Here is a 23,929-nt window from a genome sequence, read left to right on the forward strand (position 1 = left end):
CAGGTGGACGAGGTCGTTGACGACGCGGCCGGCGACCTCGGCCGACGGTACGGCGGCGAGCTCGATGCGCTCGTACTGCTCCACCTCGGAGGCGGGCCCGACGTCGGCGGACACGGTGGCGGTCACCGCGACATCGGCGGCCCGGCCGTCCTCGGTGACGCCGCCACGGGTGGCGCAGCCCGGGAGGGAGCCGCCCGGGCACCCTGGAGGCGACCCGGACGGCGCTCGACCGTGCACACCGCCCAGGGCATCACGCGCGGCCCGGAAGGGTCTCGGCGCGGAGGAGGAGAGGCCTCCGGGCGCCTGGTTCTGACGGTGTACCACCGGCCCAGAGGAAGCCCCGACGAGGCCTCCGGCCGGGGCCCGCCCGTGGTCGACGCCCAGCGGGTGCCGTCCGGTGTCAGCAGCTGATGTACTGCATGCTGAGGCCGGTGAAGCGGGCGCCCGAGGGGGCGCGGAGGGTGATGGCGCGGGACTTGCCCTTGCCGCCGGCCCAGTCGCTGTCGGCGTAGCCGCCGTTGGAGAGCCTGCCGCGCACGTAGGGACAGCGGCCGTCCGCCTTGGTGTCGTGCACCGTGCCGACGACCTTGGTGTCGTAGTTGCACCACTTCCCGTTCGCGTAGCCCTCACCGGAGTCGATGCTCCAGTTGTTGGTGCAGGAGTCGGCGGGCGGCGCGGCCTGGGCGCCGACGGCCGGGAGGAAGAGGGCGGCGAGGGTCAGAGCGGCGACGGCGGCTCCGGGGACGGCGAGACGGCGCTTGGACATGGCGGTACCTCCATACGGGTGCGCAGTGGACATCCGGGCCGGTGCGGCATGCGGCGTGCGGCATGCGACACACGCGGCTCGTCGGGCCGCCCGCCCCGGCGGTCCGACGAGCGTGACCCGACCGAACGAGCTTCGTCAACGGCGGAGTGGGGCTGGGGCGTTGACACCCCTCACCGGGGGCACCGGGGCGGCACCGCCGCCCCAGGGACACACCCAGCACCGCGGAGGCGGGGCCCGGCGGTCGCCCGCGCGCGCGAGCCCCGGCCCGGAGTTCGACAGCGGGGGTCCCGGGCCGGCCGTCGGTCGGAGCACCCGAACACATGCCGGTCGGGGCTCAGGGCCGCTCCTCCTTCCGCCCCCGGCGGGCGGCGACGCGGACGCGGGTGGCGCAGCGCGGACTGCGGTGGCGCTGGGGGTGCGGCGACCGGTGTCGATGAAGAAGCGCTCGCGGCCCGGCGCCGCGTACTGTCCACGGAGGAGGGGGCGCTCCCCTCGGCGTAGTGCGAGGGCCCGTCTCCCGGGGCCGCCCTCGTACGGTGGTGGGCCTCAGAACCGGGCGTGCCGGATCTTCAGCCGGCCGAGGCCCGAGGTCCCGGTGATCCGGATCGTCGGGGTGCCCGCGGAGGCGCGGCGGGGCGGGGTGTAGCGCACGTCCTTCCAGCCGCCCTGGAAGCCGTCGATGTCGACGACGGCCCCGTGCGGGACGGTGATCCTGGCACTGCCCGTACCGAGCCCCAACTCGATCTCGATCACCGGGTGTTCGATGACCGCCTTCGACAGGTCCAGGCGCACCCGGCCGAAGGCGGACATCACCTTGAAGCTGCGCGGAACCCGCCACGCGCCCCGGCGCACCAGCCGCCCGCCGACGGCGGCGATGGTGGGGACGGTGTCCGGGGCGGGCTCGGGGAGCGAGGCCAGGGACGGTGCGAGGTCGGCGCGCGTCTTCGCGGTGAGCACCCCGTGGAGGCGGTCGTCCATCTCCTCGGCGGAGAGGAGCCCTTCGGTGAACGCCTCCTGCAGGCGTGCGACGGCCTCGTCGCGTTCGGCGTCGGTGATCGGTGACTCTTGCGGCGCGGCGGTCATTGCCTCACTCTAACGGCGCTCCGGGGACGGGTCACGGCGCGGCAGGAACTGCCCTCCGGCGGAAGACGTTTCGGCAGTCGGCAGTTGGCGGCCGGCAGTCGGCGGAGGGCCGTCAGCGGCCGGTGGTGACGACCATGCGGAAGCGGGCCCGGCCGCTCGCCATCCTGGCCACCGCGGCGGCGGTCTCCTCCAGCGGCACTTCCTCGATCCACGCCCGCACGCCGGTGCGGGCCGCGAAGCGCAGGGTGTCCTCGGTGTCCACGGCAGTGCCCGAGGAGTGGCCGTAGACCCGACGGTCGTTGGTGATCAGTTGCAACGGGCTGATCGCCAGCGCGTCGACGGAGACGCCGATGACGACGAGTTCGCCGCGCCGGCCGATCCCGTCGACGGTCGCGGACATGGCGTCGGCGTTGGTGACGGTCGACAGGACCACCTTGGCCCCGCCGAGCGCCCGCAGGGCCTGGGCGACGTCGACGGCGGTGCTGTCGACGTAGTGCTCGGCGCCGAGCTCGCGCGCCAGCGGCTCCTTCTCCGCGCCGCGGGCGATGGCCACGGTACGGAAACCCATCGCGCGGGCGAACTGGACCCCCAGATGGCCCAACCCGCCCAGCCCCAGGACGGCGACGGTGTCACCGGGCCCGGCGGCCGAACGGCGCAGGGCGTTGAAGACGGTGATCCCGGCGCAGGCCAGCGGGGCGGCCTCGGCGGCGGTCAGCTCGTCGGGGATCGCGGCCAGGGCCATGGCGGGGACGACGACGCTGTCGGCGTAGCCGCCCGGGTAGGCCGCGCCGGGCACCCGCAGCTCGGGGCAGTGGATGCCGTCACCCGACCGGCAGGCGTCGCAGCGCCCGCAGCTTCCGCCGTACCAGCCGACCGCGACCCGGTCGCCGGCCTTCCAGCCGTCCACCCCCTCGCCGAGGGCGTCGATGCGGCCGGCGATCTCGTGACCGGGGGTGACCGGGAAGGTCGTGCCCGGCAGGGCACCGCCGGCGATCAGCAGGTCCGAGTGGCAGACGCCGCACGCCTCCACGGCGATCCGCACCTCCCCCGGCCCCGGCTCGCGGGCCGGGACCTCCTCCAGCTCGGGCGCCGCGCCCGGGGCGGCGATCCGCACGGCGCGCTGCGGACCGCCGGAGGACGGGGACGAAGTGGCTGCCATGGCGGAACCCTTCTGTACGGACGACTGCCGGGTACGGACCTCTTCCGGCTGCGGACTTCTGCACGGGGCGGTGGCGGGACCGCGCCCGCCGCTCCCCCACCAGCTTGGTACGTCCGCCGCCGTTTGTCCTCGCACCGCCGGTCCGAGGCTGCCGCGCCGCGGCAGCCCTCGCGGCACCGGCCCGCCCCCGTCGGCGCCCGCATCCGCCGGCCGCTCCCCACATCCGCCGGTCGGTGCACGCCCGCGTCGGCCCGCGTCAGCCCGCATCAGCCCGCATCAGCCGGCGTCGGTCGCGCTGCTGACGTGGAAGAGCGCGGCGCGCAGGTCGTGCACCGCCTGCTCCATGTCCACCAGGGCGTGCAGGGACAGCACGATGTCGTCGGGCACGCCCATCAGCCGGGCCGCCCGGAGGACCTGGGCCCGTTCCTCCGCCGCGTAGACACCGTCCGCGCCGGACATCTTGATGGCGTGGTAGACGAGGTGCGGGGCGGCCTGCCAGGTCTCCACGTCGGTGCGGATGGCCGGGAGCAGGTCGTTGAGGTCGGCCGTGCGGAAGTCGAACTCCCGGTAGGCCTGGATGACGTCCTCCGGCGCGCCCATCCGCCGCTGGTGGTCGAGCAGCCAGTCGAGTTCCGGCGCGCTGACCTCGCCGTCGGCTCCGGCGATCACCATCAGGGCCTTGCCGTAGTTGAGGAAGGCCTCCCGGGTGGCGCCCGACAGGCCGTACAGCTCCTGGCACAGGTCGCTCATCGGCAGCAGTTCCGCTGGGTCCACGTCGTGTCCTCCCGATTCCGGCCGGTCCGGCCTCCGACGGCGTCCGGCTCACGGCACTCGATCCTCTGCGCTCCCGCGGTGCGTGGGCGGCTGATCCCGGGCAGGTTCACTCCGTCAGGCGATGGGGCTCCGGCCGGAAGCCGGAACCACCCCGACCGGGCCGGCCCCGGGCGCTGCCGCACAGGTGGGCGGGCGCACCCCGGAGGGCGCCGGGGCCCAGCCTCCGGGGGCCGTCGGGGTCGGGCCCGTGCGCAGGTCGTAGCCGTTCGGCCGGACGGCTACGACCTGGTGGGGAGGCGAGGTCGGCCCAGAGTCCGACGATCCGCCACCGGAACGCTGGGATGGTTTCAACCACCAGACCACGAACGGAAGTTGAGGACGACTTCCGGTGGAGATCATGGAGGTTGCCATGGTGAGGACGTCGACGAGCAGAGCCGTTCGGGTGGCGGCGGTCGTGCTGGCGGGAGCGGGTCTGGTGGCCGGGGTGATCCCGGCCGCGAGCGCGCGGGACGCCGGCGGTGGGAGCGCCCGCGGTGGGAGCACCGGCGACGCGGCGGCGGCCACGGGGCGTCGGGTCGACCGGACCGCGCTGGACGCCGGACTGCGCGCCGTGGTGGCGCCGGGCGGTGCCACCGCCGCGATCGGCCGGGTCAGCGAGGACGGCCGCACCCTGTGGAAGGGCGCGGCCGGCACCGCCGACCTCACCACCGGCGAGCCCGCCGCGGCCCGCGACCGCTTCCGGATCGGCAGCGCCGTCAAGACCTTCGTGGCGACCGTCGTCCTCCAACTCGTCGCGGAACACCGGATCGGCCTGGACGACCCCGTCGAGCGGCACCTTCCCGGCGTCGTGCGCGGCGGCGCCGGCATCAGCGTCCGCCAACTGCTCAACCACACCAGCGGCATCTACAACTACACCTCGGACCCGGCCTTCGCCTACGCCGACGAGGCCTCGTTCCGGACCTGGCTCAGCACCGACCGCTGGAAGTCGTGGACGAAGGCGGAACTCGTCGCCGTCGCCGAGAGCCACCCCGGGTACTTCCCGCCGGGCCAGGACTGGCATTACTCCAACACCGGCTACATCCTGCTCGGCATGGTCGTCGAGAAGACCACCGGCCGCAGCTGGCAGCAGGAGGTCGACCGCCGGATCATCCGGCCCCTCGGCCTGAACGGGACCACCCTGCCGGAGAACGACCCCACCGTCCCCGGCCGTCACACCCACGCCTACACCCCCCTGCCCGGCGGCCCGGTGGACATCACGCTGTTCGACCCGAGCGTCGCCGGTCCGTCCGGCACCGGCATCTCCACCACCGCCGACCTGGCCGCCTTCCTGTCCGCACTGCTCGGAGGGCGGCTGCTCGGGCCCGCCGAGCTCGCCGAGATGAAGCACACCACCGGCCTCGGCCGCGGCGCCGACTACGGCCTCGGCCTTGAGCGCACGCCCACCCCGTGCGGGGACTTCTGGGGCCACCGCGGCGACAGCATCGGCTACAGCAGCATCATGCTCAGCGACGACACCGGGCGCCGCCAGGTCGTCCTCTCCCGCAACCCGTACGACCCCGCCGGGATGCACGCCTCCGAAGCCGCCTTCACCGACCTGGTCACCGCCGCGGCCTGCGCCGGCCGGCCCGCCTGACGCCGGCCCGGCCGCAACGCTCCCGGCGGCCGAGGCCCGGGCGGCGATGTGTCCGGTCGGTCGTCCGTCGGCAGGCCCGCGCCCGCCGTGCTCGGGGTGAGCGCGGCGGGCGGGGGTCGGCCGCTCAGTGGCGGTGGTGGTTGTCGGGTTGGGCGGGGTCTCCGGGGTGCTCCAACCCCTCTACCAGGGTGAGGCGTTGGGAACGTTCATGGTCGAGCCAGCGGACGAAGGCCGCTCGGCGGGCGGCGTCCCGCAGGGCGGGGGTGGGGTCGTCGTCCGCAGGAGTCGTCGTGGTGGCGAGGAGGGCGGCTGTCCAGGGGCCGGCGGTGACCCACTCGCCCGGCGGCGCCGCGCGGAGGGCCTCGGCGAGGGCGACGGGGAGAGTGTCGGGGCCGGCCTCCAGCGCGCCGTCGGGGAGGGCGAGGTGCCAGCGTTCGACCGCCGGGCGGGTGGTCATGGTGCGGTAGTGGGCGACATCGGCGGGTGAGGGCTCGGTGTCGGCCGTCACCGACGCGTAGACGGCGCGGACGGCCGGGTTGCCCTCGTAGGCGGCCGCGGTGATCGAGCCGAGTTCGACGGCGGCCCGGTGGTCGAGTCGGGCGGGGCCGTCAGGGTCGGCGGGCAGGTCGCGTTCGGCGGCCACCGCCTCGCACAGGGCCTCGGTCAGCAGCACCTGGGCGACCCAGCGGGTGAGCTGGCGGTCCTCCGAACTGCCGGGCCGTGGAAGGGCGGTGGCGCGCGGGCCGGCGCGGAGGGCGGCGAGGCGGTGGTCGAGGGCCGTCCTGGGGACCGGGCGTCCGTCGAGCAGTCCGAGCGCGGTCATGCCTCCACCACCAGGGCCACGGTCGGGGCGTACTGGCAGCGGCCGAACCACATCACCTTGGCGAGGGCCCAGGACGAGCCGGGGTCGGCGGATTCGGGGACGGTGATGGGGAATTCGACCACCAGCGCACCACCGGCGGGGACGGTGAAGCCGCGCAGCGGGTCGGCGACGGCCTCCCAGGTACCCCACGGGGAGACCAGCTGCAGCTCGCCGCGGATCTCGCCCCGGGTGCGGTTGGTCAGGGTGACGGCGAGGGCGGCCCGGCCGCCGGGGGCGATTCGCAGGGTCTCCTGCGCGACCTCGACGTCCAGGCCGGTGTCGCGGCCGGTGCCGGCCTTGGTGCCCTGGGCGATCGTCCAGTCCTCGGGGGCGTCACCGGGGACGGGAAGGAGGCCGGGCAGGTCGCCGACGGCGACGGTCACCACGTCCTCGATCCGCTGCCCGTCGTGCTCGATCCGGACGGCCGCGAAGTACAGCCCGGGCTCGGTTCCGGCCGGCGGGGTGAGGGTGACCGGGAAGCGCAGGTGCGCTCCGGCTTCGAGCCGGTACGGGCGGCTGCCGAGGCTGGTCGCCCAGCCCTCGGGCGGCAGCACCACGGCGGTGCCCTCGACGGCGGTGTCCCGCAGCTGGGAGGAGAGGGCGACCGAGAGCTCCACCGGCTCGCCCGCCGTGCGCAGCAGGCCGGGCGAGGCGCCGACGGACACCGGCAGGTAGCCCAGTGGTGCGGGGCCCCGGTTGTGGAGCCAGTAGCGGGCGTGGACGGGCTGGGCGACCTCCGCCGTCGGGCCGAGTTCCGCCTCGCCCGGCGAAGCGGTGACGGCCGGGGTCGCGAGCAGGGTGGCGATCCGTGAACCGGCGAGGTCGAGGGCCGGCTCATCGGCGGGGAGCGGGCGTTCCAGCAGGTCGGCAGCCCGGAAGGAGTCGAGCCCGAGGGCGCCGCTGAGCCGCGCCGACCGTCCGAGGCCGGTCGACTCGACCAGCCGGACGGTGAGTTCGGGGCCGACCGGAGCCGCCGAGCCCTGGGCGATCGGGTTGCCGGCCGGCTTGAGCGTCCCCAGCAGCACCTCGCGCTGCGGCTCGACCCGCAGCCAGGACAGCGCGGCCGGCAGCGGCCCCTCCTGCGCCGGGGTGATCCGGGCGTACAGCGGGTGGTTGAACTCCTGCCCCTGGGCGGGCAGTGCCTGGTCCCGCCAGTCGCCGTCACCGGCCACCAGGGCGTAGTCGAACTCATGCGTCCAGTGCTGGAGTTGGAAGGACGCCCCGTCGGGCAGGGTGCGCCGGGGCGGGTCGATCCAGACGCCCGAGGGCCAGCCGGTGCAGGAGCGCATCAGGGACAGGTTCAGCGCGCCGGTGGCGTCGACCGCGAAGCCGGGCAGGCCGAAGCTCAGCAACGCCACGGTGTGGTCGGCGAGTTGCTCCGACGGGGGGACGGCCGACGAGGGGACGGCCGACGGGCAGACGGCGGTGACACGCGCGTCGGCCAGGTCGTCGACCAGCGCCGCCACGTCGGTGACGACGAGGGCGGGCAGGGCCCGCAGGTCGCGCAGGTCGGCGTCCGGGCGCCAGACCTCGGCGAGCGGGGTCAGGGCGGGCACCCACACCGCGCCCCGCTCCTTCAGGACGGCGGCGTGCTCCGCCCCTGCCGAGGCGAGCAACTCCCGTGCGGCCTCGTTGACTTCCGGCCCTCCGACCACGACCCGGAAGTCCGGCAGGTTGGAGTCCACGTCCAGCCAGCCGTACCGCGCCCAGTCCGCCCCCGAGGTGGTGGCGGTGACCCCGACCCGGGCGAGTGCGACGACCAGCGGACGGGCGTCGGCCGCGTCGTCCAGGGCGGGGACGACGACCTCGGCCACACCGAGGGCACGCGAGCCGAGGGCCGCACCCGTGGGGTCGGTGAGGTCGACGCGCGCGGTGGCGCCGAGCCCGAACCAGGTGTTGGCCGGGTTGTCGAGGGTCCACGGCGCCTCCGCCGCGTCCACGTCCGGCATCGCGAAGCCGCGTCCGACGACCGCGCCCGCGACCTCGCTGACCGGCAGCCCACCGGGGACGTCCACCGGGAAGCGCAGCCGCAGCAGCCGGTCGGCGCCGGAGTAGTCCAGCACCCGGGTGCGGCAGTCCACCCGGTCCACGCCGCGCCAGAGCGTGACGGTCTGCTCGTAGCGGACGGAGTCGACGGTGCCCTCGATCACCAGGCGCTCACCGAGCGGCCCGGTCTCCCGGCGGACCGCCGCCCCGCCGGTTCCGGAGCCGACCACCGGGCCGCTGGGCACCAGGTGCCACGGACCCTCGCCGAAGTCGGGGTGCTGCGGGTACTCCTCGTACACCCGCAGCTCGTTGCCGATCCGGCCGTCCTGGATCAACTCCCTTCCGTTCAGCAGGTCGTGGACGGAGGTGAGGCCGCCGCCGCGGGCCGGGTCGGCGGTGACCCGGTACCGCTCGCCCTCGATCGTGAAACCGTCGGCGGCCGTCCACGGCCGCTCCGCGACGCCGTCCACCAGCCGCCAGGTGCGCCAGCCGAGCGCCGGCACGTCGGCGGCCAGGAAGCGCAGCGTTCCCCGGTCGACGGCGCTGGGCACCGGCTCGCCCCGGTCGTCCAGCACCCGCACCGACCGTTCGCCGTCGGGCAGTTCGACCGCGACGAGGCCGGTCCGGTCGAAGGAGAGCGTGTTGGTCACCACGAGGGCCCGGCCCGCGCCCGTCGTGGAGATCTGTGCGCAGAGCGCGTCCAGTGCCGCGTCCCGCACGCCGGAGGCGAGGTCGTAGGCCTCCCGCCAGCCGCCGAGGAGGTCCAGGTACACCTGGTCGGACTCGGAGCCGGTGATCGCGTCGTGGTGCGCGCCGTAGGCGAGTTGGCGCCAGACCTTGTCCAGCGCGGCGGTCGGGTAGCGGCCGAGGCCGTGCACGGAGGCGAGCGTGGCGAGCTTCTCCGCGTCCACGGCCGCGACCTCACCGGCGCGTTGGGCCTGCTTGGTGTCGATGTACGACACGTCCTTTCCGGTGTACACCGGGTTCATGTCGCGGGTCTGCGGGCTGGGCCGGCGACCGGTGGCGGCGAGTTCGGCGCGGACGGCGTCGAGGAAGTCGCGCGGGGTGGCGCAGACGAACCGGGGCCAGAGGTACTTGGCGGCCCAGGAGCGGTGGATCTCGGTGACCCACTTGTTCGGCGGGGTGTAGTCCGTCCCCACCGGCAGCAGCAGGTTCTTCGTCGCGCCGACCGGCTTGAGCTTGCGGTAGAGCTCGTGGACGGCCTGTTCGGCGGTGGCGAGGTCGGCCGAGGAGTCCATCCACCAGCCGGCCGAGTAGTGGTGCGGCATGTAGTGGGTGAGGACGCCCTCGCCGCCGGGGGCGATCCACTCGAACTCGCTCGGGAACTGCATCACCCGGGCGTCGTCCTTGGCCTCGCGGAAGTTCTTCTGGATCGGGCCCCACTGGTGGAACGGGCCGCGCGCCCAGGCGCTGCCGGTGAGGCCGGCCGCGGCGAGGTGGCCGGGGAACTGCGGGTCGTGCCCGAACACGTCGAGCTGCCAGGCCGTCCGGGGGTCGCCGCCGAGGATGTCCCGCTGGTAGCCGATGCCGTGGACGATGTTGCGGATGGTGGTCTCGGCGCCGGTGAGGTTGGTGTTCGGCTCGTTGTAGGTGCCGCCGACGAGTTCGACCTGGCCGCGGTCCAGCAGCTGCCGCAGGGTCTCGCGGCGCTCCGGGTGCTGGTCGAAGTAGGGCTTCAGGTAGTCGACTTCGGCGAGCACGAACTTGTACACCGGGTCCCGCAGGGCGAGGTCCAGGTGCGCGTCGACGAGGGCGAAGCCGTTGCGCTCCCACAGCGGCCGGGTGGTGGCGTCGGCGGAGAGCAGCTCCCAGGGGGAGGTGTAGGCGGCCTGGGTGTTCCACCAGACCGGGTCGTAGTGGAAGTGGGAGACCATGAACATCGTCCAGCCGGGCTCGGCGACCTCCAGGAGGGCGTCAGCGGTCGCGCCCTCGGCGCTGACGGTGACGGGCAGTTCGTCCCCGGGAGAGGCCCCGTCGATCTCCAGCGGGACGTCGACCGGCCCCGTGCCGGTCGCCTCGCCGCGGACGCCCGGGCCGCGGACGGTGATCCGGGCGGCCGGGCCCTCCAGCCGCACCCGCAGCACTTGGCGCGGGGCGTCCTCGGGGCCGACGAACAGGTCGGTGCTCTCGACGGCGGTGATGGTGACCGGCACGGGGGTTCCTTTCCTCTGGCACGGCGGGTGGCGCGGCGGGGCTCGGGCCCGTTCCTCGGGCTGCGCGCGGCGGGCCCGGGGCCCGGGCCCCGGCTCGTCGGGCTACGCGCCCCAGGCCTCGAACTCGTAGACGCGGGCGGCCGGATCGGTGGTCTGGGCGGGCGTGTCGACCACCAGCCGGACGTAGCGGGCGGTGGTGTTCACCGGGTGGCTCGTCGTGCCGGCCGTGTTGCCGGTGACGTCGACGACGGTGGTCCAGGGGTCGCCCGTGCCCGACCGGACCTGGATGGTGAAGTCGCGGGTGTTGTAGGAGGCGCTCTCGCCGCCGGCCGCGGCGTGCTTGACCACGAACTTCGACAGCTGCTTCGCCGAACCGAGGTCCACTTCGAGCCACTTGGCGGCGCTCAGGGTGCACCACTTGTCGCTCGTCCCGCCGCCGACGCTGCCGTTGACGGCCTTGGCCGGGCCCTCGTCGGCGTTGCACTGGCCGGAGGCGGTGGCCGGGCGGTTCAGCGCCAGGTTGGTGGAGGTCGGCGGGGTGCCGGTCCAACTCACGGTGGTGGAGGCGGCGGTGGAGCGCCCGTAGGTGGTGGACACCGCCTCGACGTCCACCGTGGTGGCGTTCTCGCCGCCCGCCCGGTCGAGCCGCCCGACGAAGTACGCGTCGTTGGGGGTGGCGCCGAGGAAGGTGCGGCTGCCGTCCGCGTTGCGCCGGTAGACCTCGTAGTGGTGCACGTTGCCGCCGGGCGCCGCCGTCCAGGACAGCCGCAGCGACTGGCTGGAGCCGGGCGTCACGTCGCTCGCGCCGAGGACGGTGAGGCCGGCCGGTGCCGCCGGGGTCTCCACCGAGCCGTCGTAGAGGGCGATCTGGCCGACGCGCAGGTCGTAGGCCGGGTCGCTGCCCTCGACCCGCAGGGCGATCTGGGCGACGGTGCGGCCCGCGTACGGGGAGAGGTCGAGGGTGTGCCGCTCCCAGCCGGTGCCGGAGGCGGGGCCGACGTCGATCGTGGTGAAGCTGCCCGGGGCGTCGGTGAAGGAGAGCGCGGCCTTGAGCCTGGTGGGACCGGCGGCCGGGGTCTTGACCACCACGTCCAGCTTGGTGTTCGCGGCGACCGCGAGCTTCGTCTGGTACAGCCGCACCGTGTTGGCAGCGTCCAGCTTTCCGCTCAGCCGCAGCGAGGAGCCGCCCTGGTAGGCGTCGGTGAAGTCGACGGACGGGGTGAGCCTGCTGCCGGCCGACTCGACGACCCAACGGTAGGTGGGCGGGACGTCCTGGAGCGAGAGGTTGTTCCAGCCGCCGGTGGCGACCCGGGTGCCGGCCGCGTTGTAGAAGTCGCCCTGCCCGGTGCCGAAGGTGGTGACGAAGGGCTTGGCGGTGATCGGCGAGGACTCGGCGACGTAGCCGGCCAGGCCGGGCCAGCTCGCCGAGAGGTCGATCCGGGAGGGGTCGTTGTTCGCGCCGACCCAGTAGCGGGCGTCCCTGGCGTAGAAGTCGGCGCGGTCGGTGGCGGACTTCCAGGTCCACTCCGGGCGGTAGAGGCCGAGCGAGGTGGTGTGCGGCTTCCCGGTCGGGAAGAGGGAGTTCCAGTCCACGCCGGTGTTGTAGCCGTTGGCCTCGGTGTCGATGCCGGTGTAGAGCTCGTACTCGCTGCGGCCGAGCCGGCGGGCCAGCGTCCGGGAGGAGTCCAGGCCGTTCGCCGACCAGCCGAAGTTCAGGAACATCGAGTCCGCGGTGCGCTTCGAACCGTCTTGCAGAAAAGGCGAGTTGGCGGAGGTGAGGGCGTTCTGCCAGTTCACCGCGCCGGAGGTGGTCATCGCGTCGTACCACATGAACTCGGTGCCGCTCTGCGCCTTGGTGTACTGCATCAGGTTGCGCACCTCGCCGGCCAGGGCCGAGTCCCCGCCGCCGGTCTCCTGGTTGATGAACCAGCCGTCGAAACCGTAGTACTGCGCGGCCTGGACGAGCTTGTCCGCGACGGGGTAGCGGCTGCCGGACTTCTGGACGAAGTCGCGCACCCACTGGAGTTGGCCGCCGTACGCGCCGGGCGGGAAGAAGACCGTGCCGTACACCTTGACGCCGTTGCGGTGGGCGGCGTCGATCACGGTCGGGTTGGGGGCGAGGATCAGGCCCTCGCCGGCCGAGCCGCCCCAGAAGACCAGCTTGTCGACGTACTGCCAGTAGCCGAAGGCGTAGTAGTTCGGGTCGGCGGACCCCTGGGAGGGGTTGTCGGAGGTGGGGCCGAAGGAGACCAGCGAGGCGATCTTTCCTTCGCCGGTGCGGGCGTTGGGGTTGGCCCGCAGGGCCGGGTCGCTGGTGCGCGGCTGGAGCGGGACGCGGGAGCGGTTGAAGCGGGCGTCCGGGTCGGTGGCCGGGTCCCAGGTCAGGATGCTGTTGGGGTACCAGTACGAGGCGAAGGGCTGGGTGCCCGGGCCGGCGGTGGCGGCGGGTCCCGGGGCGGGTGCCCCGGCGGGTATCGGGTCGGCCCGGGCCGCGGGGGTGGCGGTCAGGGCGGCCGTCGCGAGGACGGCGCTGAGCAGCAGGGGGAGGCGTCGTGACATGCGGTGGCTCCGATCGAGCGGAGGAGGGTGGGGGCGGGCCCGCCGTCGTGGACGGGGGCCGGCCGCATGCGGGCGTGCCGGTGCTGGGTCGGGTGGGGCGGCACCGCCGCCGGGTTCCCCCGGCGCGCGCGGGAGCGGCGGGGAACGGAGGGGCGCGGCGGTGGGAGCGGCGGGACCGGCAGCGGGAGCCGGACGGGTGCGGCGGAGCGCGCCGAGCGGTGGCCGCTCGGCGCTGCGAGGCTAAACCGGTTCAGAACCGCTGTCAACGATGTGCGCAGCATCCACCCCGGAGCGGGAAACCGCGGCGGAAGCCGCCGAGGAGACCGAGGAGGCCGCGGAGGAAACCGCCGGGGGAACGGCCGGCCCGGCCCCCGGCGGCGAGGTGGACTCCCGCACCGTCAGCCGCGGCGTGGGCATCTGGAGGTCCCGCCCCGGCTCGGCGCCGTCCAGCGCTTCCAGCAGGCTGCGCGCGACCTGCTCCCCGAGCGCGAAGGTGTCGCGGCTGAGCGCGGTCAGCGGCGGGTGGACGATCCGGGCGAGCACCGAGTCGTCGAAGGAGACGATGGACAGCTCGCCCGGGACGGCGACGCCCATCTCCCCCGCCACGCCGAGCCCGGCGACGGCCATCACGTCACTGTCGTAGACGATCGCGGTGGGCCGCCGGGCCCGGGACAGCAGGGTCCTGGTGGCGGCCGCGCCCTCGGCGTCGCTGAAGTCGGTGGGCACCGACACCGCCTCCTCCAGCCCGAGCCGGCGCGAGGCGTCGCGCAGCGCGCGGATCCGCCGCTGGGTGTGCTGGAAGTGCGGCAGCCCGGCGAGGTGGGCGATCCGGCGGTGGCCGATGGCGGCCAGGTAGTCGACGATCGAGAGCATCGCCTCCCGGTCGTCGGCCCAGATCCGCAGCTGGTTGCCGCCCTTGCCGGGCCCGCCCAGCACCACCGCGGGCAGCCCCAGTTCGTCCAGCACCGGCAGGCGCGGGTCCCTGACCTGGAGGTCGACCACGATGAAGCCGTCCACCCGGTGCTCGGAGGCCCAGCCCCGGTAGACCTCGATCTCGGCGGCGGTGTCCTCGACCACCATCAGGTGCAGCGCGATCGAGCCGGCCGAGAGCACCGCCTGGAGACCGGACAGCAGTTGGCTGAAGAACGGCTCGACACCGATGGTGCGGGCCGGCCGGGCGATCACCAGGCCGACGGCGTCGGACCGGGCTCCGCCCAGGGCCCGCGCGGCGCTGTGCGGGCGCCAGTTCATCTCCTCGGCGACCCGCAGGATCCGGGCCCTGGTCGCCTCGCTGACGCCCGGGCGGCCGTTGAGCGCGAAGGACACCGCGCCCTTGGAGACACCGGCCTGGCGGGCGATGTCGGCGATCGTCGGTCTGCCCACAGAATCCGACTCCTCTCTTGACATCCAAGTTTAGGCGGGAGCATAGTCCCTGGCATAGCTAGACCGGTTTAGTAAGTCAGGTTGCGGAATCCGACACAACCCCGAGATCCGGCCACCCCCGCGGTCCCGGGACGACACCCCGAAGCTCGGCACGATCCCCCACCCACCCCCAGGACCGGGAGACCCTCATGCGAAGAATCTGGGCGGCACTGACCACGACCGCGCTCACCGCCGCCGCCCTCACCGGCTGCGGACTCGGCTCCGGCGACACCAAGGACAGCGACGCGGTGGCGAGTGCGGCCGCCACCGGCGACGTCAAGGGCAAGGTCTCGCTCCAGACCTGGGCGCTCAAGCCGAAGTTCACGGACTACATGCAGGGCGTGATCGACGGCTTCAAGAAGAAGTACCCGGGCGTCGAGGTCGAGTGGCTCGACCAGCCCGGCGAGGGCTACTCCGACAAGGTGCTCAGCCAGGCCGCCGCCGGCACCCTGCCCGACGTGGTCAACCTCCCGCCGGACTTCGCCTTCCCGCTGGCGAAGAAGGACGTCCTGCTGGACGTCGCCAAGGCCGACCCGAAGCTCGCCGAGGAGTACGTGGCCGGCGGTGTGGACGCCTACCGGTTCAACGGCCACCAGGGCACCTTCGGCTACCCCTGGTACCTCAACACCGATGTGAACTACTGGAGTGCGGAACTCCTGAGCAAGTACGGCCTGGACCCGCAGAAGCCCCCGACGAGCCTGGACGAGCTGATCGCCCAGGCCCGCACGATGAAGGAGAAGTCCGGCGGCCAGGCCTACCTGATGAGCCGCAAGCCCGGCATCGGGGACCTGTACAACATCGGCGTGAAGATCATGTCCGAGGACGGGAAGAGCTTCACCTTCAACACCCCCGAGGCCGCCGCGCTGCTCGACAAGTACCGCGACGCCTTCAAGGAGGGCCTGATGCCGAACGGGGTGCTCACCGACACCTACGCCGGCAACTCCAAGCTCTTCAGCTCCGGCACCGCGGCCTGGACCACCGGCGGCGGCAACTTCATCACCAGCCTCGCCACCGACAACCCGACCCTCGCCCCGAAGGTCGTCCCCTCCCCCGCGATGGCCACCCCGCCGCTGTACGTCCAGGGCCTGTCCATCCCGAAGAACACCAAGAACCCGGCCGCCGCCGTGGCCCTCGCCCGCTGGGTGACCAGCCCGGAGAACCAGGCCGCCTTCGCCCACCTGACCAGCGTCTTCCCCTCCACCAAGGCCTCCGCGAACGACCCGTTCTTCAGCAAGAGCGACGGCACCAACGCGGGCGACGCCAAGGTGATCGCCTTCACCTCGCTCGCCAAGGCCCAGCTGATCCAGCCCGTCGAGGTGGACGACGCGATGGGCACCATCATCAAGCAGCAGTTCGCGCTGGCCATCAGCGGCGAGACCGGATCCAAGCAGGCGCTGGACTCCGCCGTCGAGCAGTGCAACAAGCTGCTCAAGGGCTGATCCCACCGGGCACAGCACGGCCCGCCACGCCCCACGGGGCACAGCGCGGCCCGCCACGCCCCCACCGGACGCAGCACGGCCCGCCACGCCCCACCCGTACCGGCGCACAGCGGCGGGCCCTCCCCCACGCCCGCCGCTCCCCGCCCCACCACCGCCTCCGGCGGCGGGCATCCGCCCCCACTCACCGCACCCCCGGCAGGCACCCGCACCGCCCCCAGGCCCCAGGAAGGCAAGGCATGACCCACCGGCGCTGGTTCACCCCCTGGCTGCTCGCCGGGCCCGCGATACTCTGGCTGGCCGTCTTCAACCTCTGGCCGGCCGTCAACACGGTGATCCTCTCCTTCACCAACGCCAAGCCCCTGGGCGGCGGGCAGTTCACCGGCCTGGAGAACGACGGCCGGCTGCTGGACGACGACCAGCTCGCCGACGCCCTGCTCAACAGCATCGTGTTCATGCTGGTCTGCCTGCCCCTGCTGACCGTCCTGCCGCTGCTGCTCGCCCTGCTGGTGCAGCGGAAGATCCCCGGCATCACCTTCTTCCGCACCGCCTTCTACACCCCGGTGATCGCCTCCGCCGTCGTGGTCGCGCTGATCTGGGGCTGGGTGCTGGACGACCGCGGCCTGGTCAACGGCCTGCTGGGGCAGAGCGGCCTGGCCGACTCCCCCGTCCCCTTCCTGACCGACCGGTGGCTGCTGCTGTTCAGCGCGATCGCCCTGACCGTCTGGAAGGGCCTCGGCTACTACATGGTCATCTACCTCTCCGCCCTCGCCAACGTCCCGCGCGAGCTGCACGAGGCGGCGGCCGTGGACGGCGCCGGCCCGCTGCACCGGTTCTGGCACGTCACCCTGCCCGGGGTGCGCCCGACCATGATCCTGATCTCCGCGCTGATCTCGGTGAGCTCGCTGCGCGTCTTCTCCGAGCTGTACGTGCTCTCCAACGGCCAGGGCGGCCCCGGCGGACGGGACATGTCGGTGGTGATGCTGATCCAGATGTACAGCCGCGGCTTCAACGGCCACCTGGGCTACGCCTCGGCGCTCAGCCTGCTGCTGTTCGTCATCACCCTCGGCCCGATGCTGTTCCTGATGCGGCTGAACCGGAAGGCGGCCTGAGCCCATGACCACCGTCCGTACCTCCGACCACGCCCCCGCGGACTCCGCACAGCCCGGGAACTCCGTGAAGCCCGGGAAGCAGAGGAAGCCCGCCCGCGGCTTCAACACCCCCTCCACCGCGCAGACCGCCGCTCGCTACCTGCTCCTGGCGCTGGTCCTGCTGCTGGTGATCGGCCCCTTCCTGTGGCAGCTGTCCACCTCGCTCAAGGGCCCCGCCGAGGACGTCTACACCCGCACCCCGAGCTTCCTGCCCGACCAGCCCACCCTGGACAACTACGGCAAGGTCGCCGAGGTCATCCCGGTGTGGACCTACGCGCTCAACTCGGTGATCGTCGCCGTGGTCTGCATCACCGGCAACGTGGTCGGCTGCACGCTGGCCGGGTACGCGCTCGCCCGGCTGCGTTTCCGCGGCGCCAAGCTCGTCCTCGGTCTCTTCCTCGCCACCCTGATCCTGCCCGGCGAGGTCACCATCGTCTCCCAGTACGTCCTGGTGCGCAGCCTCGGCCTGGCCGACAGCCTGGCCGGCGTCGCCCTGCCAGGCGCGATCGCGATGCTCAACGTGCTGCTGATGCGCACCGCCTTCGCCGCCGTGCCGGCCGAGCTGGACCAGGCGGCGCTGGTCGACGGCGCCAACGTCTGGCAGCGGCTGTGGCACATCGGTCTGCCCAACGTGCGCGGCATGCTCAGCGTGATCGTGATCTTCACCTTCATCGGCGCCTGGGACGACTTCCTGTGGCCGCTGATCGTGCTCAACGACCCCCAGAAGTACACCCTCACCGTCGGGCTGCAGTACCTCAACGGCACCTTCTCCGCCAACCCCCGGCTGATCGCGGCGGGCACCATGATCGCCTTCCTGCCGATCGTCGTGGTGTTCGGCGTCTGCCAGCGCTTCTTCTTCAAGGGCGTCGAGGAGGGAGCCGTCAAGGGATAGCCCGGCCAGGGAAGCCCACCGACCGTACGCCCCGAACCCGTTGAGGAAGCCCCCCCGATGACCACCGCTCCCCGCTTCGGCGTCAACTACACCCCCAGCGCCGGCTGGTTCCACCACTGGCTCGACTTCGACCTCGACGCCGTGCGCGCAGACTTCGACTCCATCGCCGGCCTCGGCCTGGACCACGTCCGGGTGTTCCCGCTCTGGCCGGTGTTCCAGCCCAACCGCACCCTGATCCGCCCGCGCGCCGTCGAGCAGCTGACGGCCCTGGTGGACGCGGCCGGCGAACGCGGGCTGGACGTCGCGGTGGACGGGCTGCAGGGCCACCTGTCCAGCTTCGACTTCCTGCCGTCCTGGACGCAGACCTGGCACCGGCGCAACATCTTCACCAACCCCGAGGTGCTCGACGGCCAGGCCTCCTACCTGCGGACCCTCGCCGGCGCGCTGCGCGAGCGGCCCAACTTCCTCGGGATGACGCTCGGCAACGAGATCAACCAGTTCTCCGGCGGCCCGCACCCCGACCCCGACCGGGCCACCCCCGCCGAGGCCGAGGCCTGGCTGCGCCGGATGCTCGACGCCTGCGAGCAGGGCGCCCCCGGCGGGCTGCACTTGCACGCCTCCTACGACGCCGCCTGGTACCTGGACGAGCACCCGTTCACGCCCTGGCACTCGGCCCGGCTCGGCGCCGTGACCGCCGTGCACTCCTGGGTGTTCAACGGCACCGCCCAGCGCTACGGCGCCCACTCCACCGCCACCGCGCAGCACGCCGCGTACCTGGTCGAGCTGTCCAAGGCCTGGGCCGACGACCCGGCCCGCCCGGTCTGGCTGCAGGAGGTCGGCGCGCCCGCCCCGCACATCACCGCCGAGGACGCGGCGCGCTTCACCGGCGCCACCGTCGAGGCCGTGCTGGACTGCCCCGACGTGTGGGGCGTCACCTGGTGGTGCTCGCACGACGTGGACCGCTCGCTCGCCGACTTCCCCGAACTGGAGTACAGCCTCGGGCTGTTGACCACCGACCGCGCCGTCAAGCCGGCCGGTGCCCGGCTCGCCGAGGCCGCCGCCGAGGCCCGCCGGTCCTGGCAGCCGCCGAAGCCGCGCAGCACCGCCGTGGTGGTCGCCACCGGCGACGAGCTCACCTCGCCGAACCGCTCGGTCTGCGGCCCGGGCGGACCGGTGTACGAGGCGTTCATGCGCCTCGCCGAGGACGGCGCCCGCCCGACGGCGGTGCTCGCCGAGCGCGCCGAGGACCGCGCCCACCTCGCCGCGCGCGGCATCACCGAGGTGGTGCGCCCCGCCGACGTACGTTCCCGCTAGCCCGCCCCCCTTCGCAACCCCCGCCCCGCCCACCTCAGCCACGCAACGGAGCCCGCTGACATGCACGATGACCGCACCCTGGTCGAGTCCCGCCTCAAGCGCGTCCTGGACGAGCGCATCCGACCGGCCGTGTACCCCGAGTCCGTCCCGCTGGAGGTCGGCATCTGGACGGCGCCCGGCGAACCCGTCCCGGTCGCCGAGGGCCTGGCCGCCCCGCGCACCCCGATCGCGGTGGGCGACGCCTGGGGCGCGCCGTGGGGCACCAGCTGGATCACCGTGACCGGCACGGTGCCGCGGGCCTGGGCCGGGCGCACCGTCGAGGCGCTGATCGACCTCGGCTTCGACGCCAACATGCCCGGCTTCCAGTGCGAGGGCCTGGTCTACCGCCCGGACGGCTCCCCGGTGAAGGGCCTCAACCCGCAGAACCAGTGGGTGCGGATCGCCGCCCCGGCGGCCGGCGGAGAGCAGGTGCTGCTGCACGTCGAGGCCGCCTCCAACCCCGTCATCCTGGACTACCACCCCTTCCTGCCCACCGAGTTGGGCGACAAGGAGACGGCCGGCGAGCAGCCGCAGTACAAGCTGGCCCGGATGGACCTCGCCGTCCTCGACGAGACGGTCTGGCAACTGGTGATGGACCTGGAGGTGCTCGGCGAACTGATGGCCGAGCTGCCGGTGGACGGCCCCCGGCGCTGGGAGATCCTGCGCGCGGTCGAGCGCTGCCTCGACGCGATCGACCTCCAGGACGTCAACTCCACGGCTGGGAAGGCCCGTTCCGAGCTCACGGCGGTACTGGCCGCGCCCGCCGTGCCCTCCGCGCACCGGATCAGCGCGATCGGCCACGCGCACATCGACTCCGCCTGGCTGTGGCCGCTGCGCGAGACCGTCCGCAAGGTGGCCCGCACCACCGCCAACATGACGGCGCTGCTGGAGGACGAGCCGGAGTTCCGCTACACCATGTCCCAGGCCCAGCAGTTCGCCTGGATCAAGGAGCACCGCCCCGAGGTGTACGCGCGGGTCCGCAAGGCCGTGGCCGAGGGCCGGTTCGTCCCGGCCGGCGGCATGTGGGTCGAGTCCGACACCAACATGCCGAGCTCGGAGGCGATGGCCCGGCAGTTCGTGCACGGCAAGCGGTTCTTCCTGGACGAGTTCGGGGTGGAGAACCACGAGGCCTGGCTGCCGGACACCTTCGGCTTCACCGGCGGCCTGCCGCAGATCATCCGCAACGCGGGCTCCAAGTGGCTGCTGACCCAGAAGATCTCGTGGAGCCAGGTGAACCGGTTCCCGCACCACACCTTCCTCTGGGAGGGCATCGACGGGACCCGCATCTTCACCCACTTCCCGCCGGTGGACACCTACAACTGCTCGATGAAGGGCAGCGAGATCGCCCACGCGGCGAAGAACTTCAAGGACAAGGGCGTCGCCCGGCACTCGCTCGCCCCGACCGGCTGGGGCGACGGCGGTGGCGGCACCACCCGCGAGATGGTCGCCAAGGCGGCCCGGATGAAGGACCTGGAGGGCTCGGCCACCGTCCGCTGGGAGAACCCCGCCGAGTTCTTCGCCAAGGCCGAGGCCGAGTACCCGAACCCTCCGGTCTGGGTCGGCGAGCTCTACCTGGAGCTGCACCGCGCCACCCTGACCAGCCAGGCCAAGACCAAGCAGGGCAACCGGCGCAGCGAGAACCTGCTGCGCGAGGCCGAGCTCTGGTGCGCCACCGCCGCCTCGCGCACCGGCTTCGCCTACCCGTACGAGCAGCTGGACCGGATCTGGAAGACGGTGCTGCTGCACCAGTTCCACGACATCCTGCCCGGCTCGTCCATCGCCTGGGTGCACCGCGAGGCCGAGGCGACGTACGCGGCGCTGGCCGGCGAGCTGGAGGGCCTGATCGGGGCGGCCCAGCAGGCGCTGGCCGGGGCGGCCGAGGGCGGGCGCGAGCTGGTGTTCAACGCGGCGCCGCACACCCGCTCGGCGGTGCCGGCCGGCGGGGCCGCCGCGCTCGCCGCACCGGCGGGCCACTGCGAGGCGGTCGAGCGCCCCGAGGGCGGCTTCACGCTGCGCAACGGTCTGGTGGAGGCCGTCGTGGACGCCGACGGCCTGCTCGTCTCGGTGGTCGAGCTCGCCACCGGCCGGGAGAGCGTCGCCCCCGGCAGCCGGGCCAATCTGCTCCAGCTGCACCCCGACTTCCCCAACATGTGGGACGCCTGGGACGTGGACCAGTTCTACCGCAACACCGTCACCGACCTGACCGGCCTGGACTCGCTCACCGCCGAATCGTCCCCGGCCGGCGCCTCGGTGCGGATCGCCCGCTCCTTCGGCTCCTCCACCGTCGTCCAGACCCTCACCCTGCCGGCCGGCGAGCAGCGCCTGGACATCGACACCGAGGTCGACTGGCACGAGACCGAGAAGTTCCTCAAGGCCGCGTTCCCGCTGGACGTCCACACCGAGCGCTACGCCGCCGAGACCCAGTTCGGCCACCTCTACCGGCCCACCCACACCAACACCAGCTGGGACGCCGCCAAGTTCGAGGCCTGCAACCACCGCTTCGTCCACCTCGACGAGCCCGGCTGGGGCGTCGCCCTGGTCACCGCCTCCACCTACGGCCACGACGTCACCCGCGCGGTGCGCGCCGAGGACGGCGGGACCACCACCACGGTCCGCTTCTCGCTGCTGCGCGCGCCGCGCTTCCCCGACCCGAAGACCGACCAGGGGCTGCACCGCTTCCGGCACGCCCTGGTGCCGGGCGCGGCGATCGGCGACGCCGTCCGCGAGGGCTACCGGATCGGCCTGCCGGAGCGGACCGTGACCGGCAGCGCCGAGCGGGTCGCCCCGCTGGTGGAGCTGGACAACGACGCCCTGGTGGTGAGCGCCGTCAAGCTCGCCGACGACCGCAGCGGGGACCTGGTCGTCCGGGTCTACGAGGCGGGCGGCGGCCGCGCCCGGGGCCGGCTCACCACCTCCTTCCCGCTGGCCGACGCCGTCCCGTGCGACCTGCTGGAGCGGCCCTGGGACGGCACCCGCGGCGAGGTGGCGGTGGAGGACGGCGCGGTGCGCCTGGCGCTGCGCCCCTTCGAGCTGGTCACCCTGCGCCTGCGGGCGACGGCCTGACCCCTACGCTGTTCGGCGCCCCTGCCCCCGCGGCCGGGGCGCCGCCCGCCCCTCGACCCCTGGAGCCCGCCGTGCCCGTCACCCCGCTGTTCGCCGCCCTCGACATCGGCGGCACCAAGATCGCCGGGGCGCTGGTCGACGCCGACGGACGGCTGCGGCACCGGTTCCAGCTGCCCACTCCGGCCGCCGAGCCGGGCGCCGCGGTCCTCGCCGTGGTGCACCGGGTGCTGGAGCGGCTCGCCGGGACGGCCGACTGGGCCGCCGTGACGGCCCTCGGGATCGGCAGCGCCGGCCCGGTCGACCTCGCGGGCGGCACCGTCAGCCCGGTCAACATCCCCGGCTGGCGCGGCTTCCCGCTCGTCGCGGCGGTCTCCGCCCACCCGGCGGTGGCGGCCCGCGCACTGCCCGTCCGCCTCGCCGGGGACGGCGTGGCGATGGCCGCCGCCGAGCACTGGCAGGGCGCCGCCCGGGGCGCCGACAACGCGCTCTGCCTGGTCGTGTCGACCGGCGTCGGCGCCGGGCTGGTGCTCGACGGCGCGGTGCGCCCCGGCCCCAGCGGCAACGCCGGCCACCTCGGTCACATCACCGTCGACCTGGACGGCGAGCCCTGCCCGTGCGGCTCCCGCGGCTGCCTGGAGGGCCTCGCCAGCGGCACCGCGATCGCCCGCCGGGCCCTCGCCACGGGCTGGCAGCCGGTGGACGGCGACCGCACCGCCCGGGCCGTCGCCGCCTCCGCCGCCGCGGGCGACCGGACCGCCCTCGACTCCTTCGACCGCGCCGCCCAGGCACTGGCCGCCGGGATCGCCGCCACGGCCGCCCTGACGGACCTCTCCCGGGTCGTCGTCGGCGGCGGCGTGGCCCTGGCCGGGGACGTGCTGTTCACCCCGCTCACCCGCCACCTGGACCGCTACGCCACCCTCTCGTACATTCGCGGCCTGGACGTGCGCCGCGCCGAACTCGGCACCGACGCCGGGCTGATCGGCGCGGCCGCGCTCTGCCGCTGAACCTCCCCGGAGCCGCCCGCATGCCGCCGTTCTCCCTCCTGCGCAACCCCGTCCGCCGCTACGCCTGGGGCTCGCCCACCGCGATCCCCGCGCTCACCGGCACCGCGCCCGACGGCACCCCGCAGGCCGAACTCTGGCTGGGCGCCCACCCGTCGGCGCCGTCCCTGCTCCTCGGGGACGGCGCCCCGCGGCCGCTGGACGAACTGATCGACGCCGACCCCGACGGCCTGCTCGGAGCGGACACCGTACGGCGGTTCGGCCCGGCGCTGCCCTTCCTGCTCAAGGTGCTGGCCGCCGACCGGGCGCTCTCCCTCCAGGTCCACCCCACCCGTGCCCAGGCCGAGGCCGGGTACGCGGCCGAGCAGGCCCGGGGCCTGGCGCCGGACGCGCCGGAGCGGGTGTTCAAGGACCGCGGCCACAAGCCCGAACTCCTCTGCGCGCTCGGCGACTTCGAGGCGCTCTGCGGATTCCGGCCGGCCGCCGCCACCGCCCGGCTGCTGGACGCCCTCGGGGTGCTCCCCTCCTGGGCCGCCGCCCTGCGCGCCCGGCCCGCCGAGGCCGTGCTGCCCGAACTGCTGCGCGCCGGGCTGGACGCCGACGCCGCCGGACTCG

General features: G+C 73.9%; 16 protein-coding genes. 8 read left to right on the forward strand and 8 right to left on the reverse strand.

Features of this window, described 5'->3' with window-relative positions:
* Nucleotides 1-400: 400 nt before the first annotated feature.
* From AB0E96_RS19660 to AB0E96_RS19675, 4 genes are all read right to left on the reverse strand, one after another.
* A complete protein-coding gene (locus AB0E96_RS19660) occupies nucleotides 401-766 on the reverse strand; it encodes a hypothetical protein (RefSeq protein WP_359825188.1) in 366 nt (121 codons plus the stop codon).
* Nucleotides 767-1,312: 546 nt separating this feature from the next.
* The gene (locus tag AB0E96_RS19665; protein ID WP_359825190.1) at nucleotides 1,313-1,849 is read right to left on the reverse strand and encodes a DUF1707 domain-containing protein; all 537 of its coding nucleotides are present in this window, start codon (nucleotides 1,847-1,849) and stop codon (nucleotides 1,313-1,315) included.
* Nucleotides 1,850-1,961: 112 nt separating this feature from the next.
* Entirely contained in the window at nucleotides 1,962-3,008 is a 1,047-nt protein-coding gene (locus tag AB0E96_RS19670; protein WP_359825193.1) for an alcohol dehydrogenase catalytic domain-containing protein, read from the reverse strand.
* Nucleotides 3,009-3,284: 276 nt separating this feature from the next.
* The gene (locus AB0E96_RS19675; RefSeq protein ID WP_359825195.1) at nucleotides 3,285-3,782 is read right to left on the reverse strand and encodes a TerB family tellurite resistance protein; all 498 of its coding nucleotides are present in this window, start codon (nucleotides 3,780-3,782) and stop codon (nucleotides 3,285-3,287) included.
* 409 nt (nucleotides 3,783-4,191) lie between these two features.
* On the opposite strand from AB0E96_RS19675, the gene AB0E96_RS19680 reads away from it, so the two are divergent.
* Nucleotides 4,192-5,415, forward strand: coding sequence for a serine hydrolase domain-containing protein (locus AB0E96_RS19680; protein WP_359825198.1), 1,224 nt, complete (start codon nucleotides 4,192-4,194; stop codon nucleotides 5,413-5,415).
* Nucleotides 5,416-5,539: 124 nt separating this feature from the next.
* On the opposite strand, the gene AB0E96_RS19685 is transcribed toward AB0E96_RS19680, so the two are convergent.
* The 4 genes from AB0E96_RS19685 to AB0E96_RS19700 form a co-directional block, all read right to left on the reverse strand.
* Nucleotides 5,540-6,238 carry a hypothetical protein gene (locus AB0E96_RS19685; protein ID WP_359825200.1) on the reverse strand — a complete coding sequence of 233 codons (699 nt, stop codon included), beginning with the start codon at nucleotides 6,236-6,238 and terminating at the stop codon, nucleotides 5,540-5,542.
* Entirely contained in the window at nucleotides 6,235-10,437 is a 4,203-nt protein-coding gene (locus AB0E96_RS19690) for an NEW3 domain-containing protein (RefSeq protein ID WP_359825202.1), read from the reverse strand. Before AB0E96_RS19690 ends, AB0E96_RS19685 begins: the two co-directional genes overlap by 4 nt.
* Before the next feature lie 102 nt (nucleotides 10,438-10,539).
* Nucleotides 10,540-12,996, reverse strand: coding sequence for a discoidin domain-containing protein (locus AB0E96_RS19695; protein ID WP_359825205.1), 2,457 nt, complete (start codon nucleotides 12,994-12,996; stop codon nucleotides 10,540-10,542).
* A gap of 240 nt (nucleotides 12,997-13,236) precedes the next feature.
* Complete coding sequence (locus AB0E96_RS19700) at nucleotides 13,237-14,379, reverse strand: LacI family DNA-binding transcriptional regulator (RefSeq protein WP_359825208.1); 1,143 nt, start codon at nucleotides 14,377-14,379, stop codon at nucleotides 13,237-13,239.
* Between the two features lie 188 nt (nucleotides 14,380-14,567).
* On the opposite strand from AB0E96_RS19700, the gene AB0E96_RS19705 reads away from it, so the two are divergent.
* From AB0E96_RS19705 to manA, 7 genes are all read left to right on the forward strand, one after another.
* The gene (locus tag AB0E96_RS19705; RefSeq protein WP_359825210.1) at nucleotides 14,568-15,857 is read left to right on the forward strand and encodes a sugar ABC transporter substrate-binding protein; all 1,290 of its coding nucleotides are present in this window, start codon (nucleotides 14,568-14,570) and stop codon (nucleotides 15,855-15,857) included.
* A 236-nt stretch (nucleotides 15,858-16,093) separates the two neighbouring features.
* Nucleotides 16,094-16,966, forward strand: a complete 873-nt coding sequence (locus tag AB0E96_RS19710; protein WP_359825212.1) for a sugar ABC transporter permease — start codon at nucleotides 16,094-16,096, stop codon at nucleotides 16,964-16,966.
* Nucleotides 16,967-16,970: 4 nt separating this feature from the next.
* Nucleotides 16,971-17,897 (forward strand): carbohydrate ABC transporter permease, encoded by a 927-nt coding sequence (locus AB0E96_RS19715; RefSeq protein ID WP_359825215.1) that lies wholly within the window; start codon nucleotides 16,971-16,973, stop codon nucleotides 17,895-17,897.
* Between the two features lie 57 nt (nucleotides 17,898-17,954).
* Nucleotides 17,955-19,211: a glycosyl hydrolase gene (locus tag AB0E96_RS19720; protein ID WP_359825217.1), complete on the forward strand. Its 1,257-nt coding sequence runs from the start codon at nucleotides 17,955-17,957 to the stop codon at nucleotides 19,209-19,211.
* Nucleotides 19,212-19,271: 60 nt separating this feature from the next.
* A complete protein-coding gene (locus tag AB0E96_RS19725) occupies nucleotides 19,272-22,313 on the forward strand; it encodes a glycoside hydrolase family 38 C-terminal domain-containing protein (protein WP_359825219.1) in 3,042 nt (1,013 codons plus the stop codon).
* Nucleotides 22,314-22,384: 71 nt separating this feature from the next.
* Nucleotides 22,385-23,317, forward strand: a complete 933-nt coding sequence (locus tag AB0E96_RS19730) for an ROK family protein (RefSeq protein WP_359825221.1) — start codon at nucleotides 22,385-22,387, stop codon at nucleotides 23,315-23,317.
* A 20-nt stretch (nucleotides 23,318-23,337) separates the two neighbouring features.
* A partial coding sequence (gene manA, locus AB0E96_RS19735) for a mannose-6-phosphate isomerase, class I (protein ID WP_359825223.1) occupies nucleotides 23,338-23,929 on the forward strand: 592 nt, incomplete at its 3' end.

The organism is Kitasatospora sp. NPDC036755 (genome assembly GCF_040636595.1).
In the GTDB taxonomy this organism is placed as follows: Bacteria; Actinomycetota; Actinomycetes; order Streptomycetales; family Streptomycetaceae; genus Kitasatospora.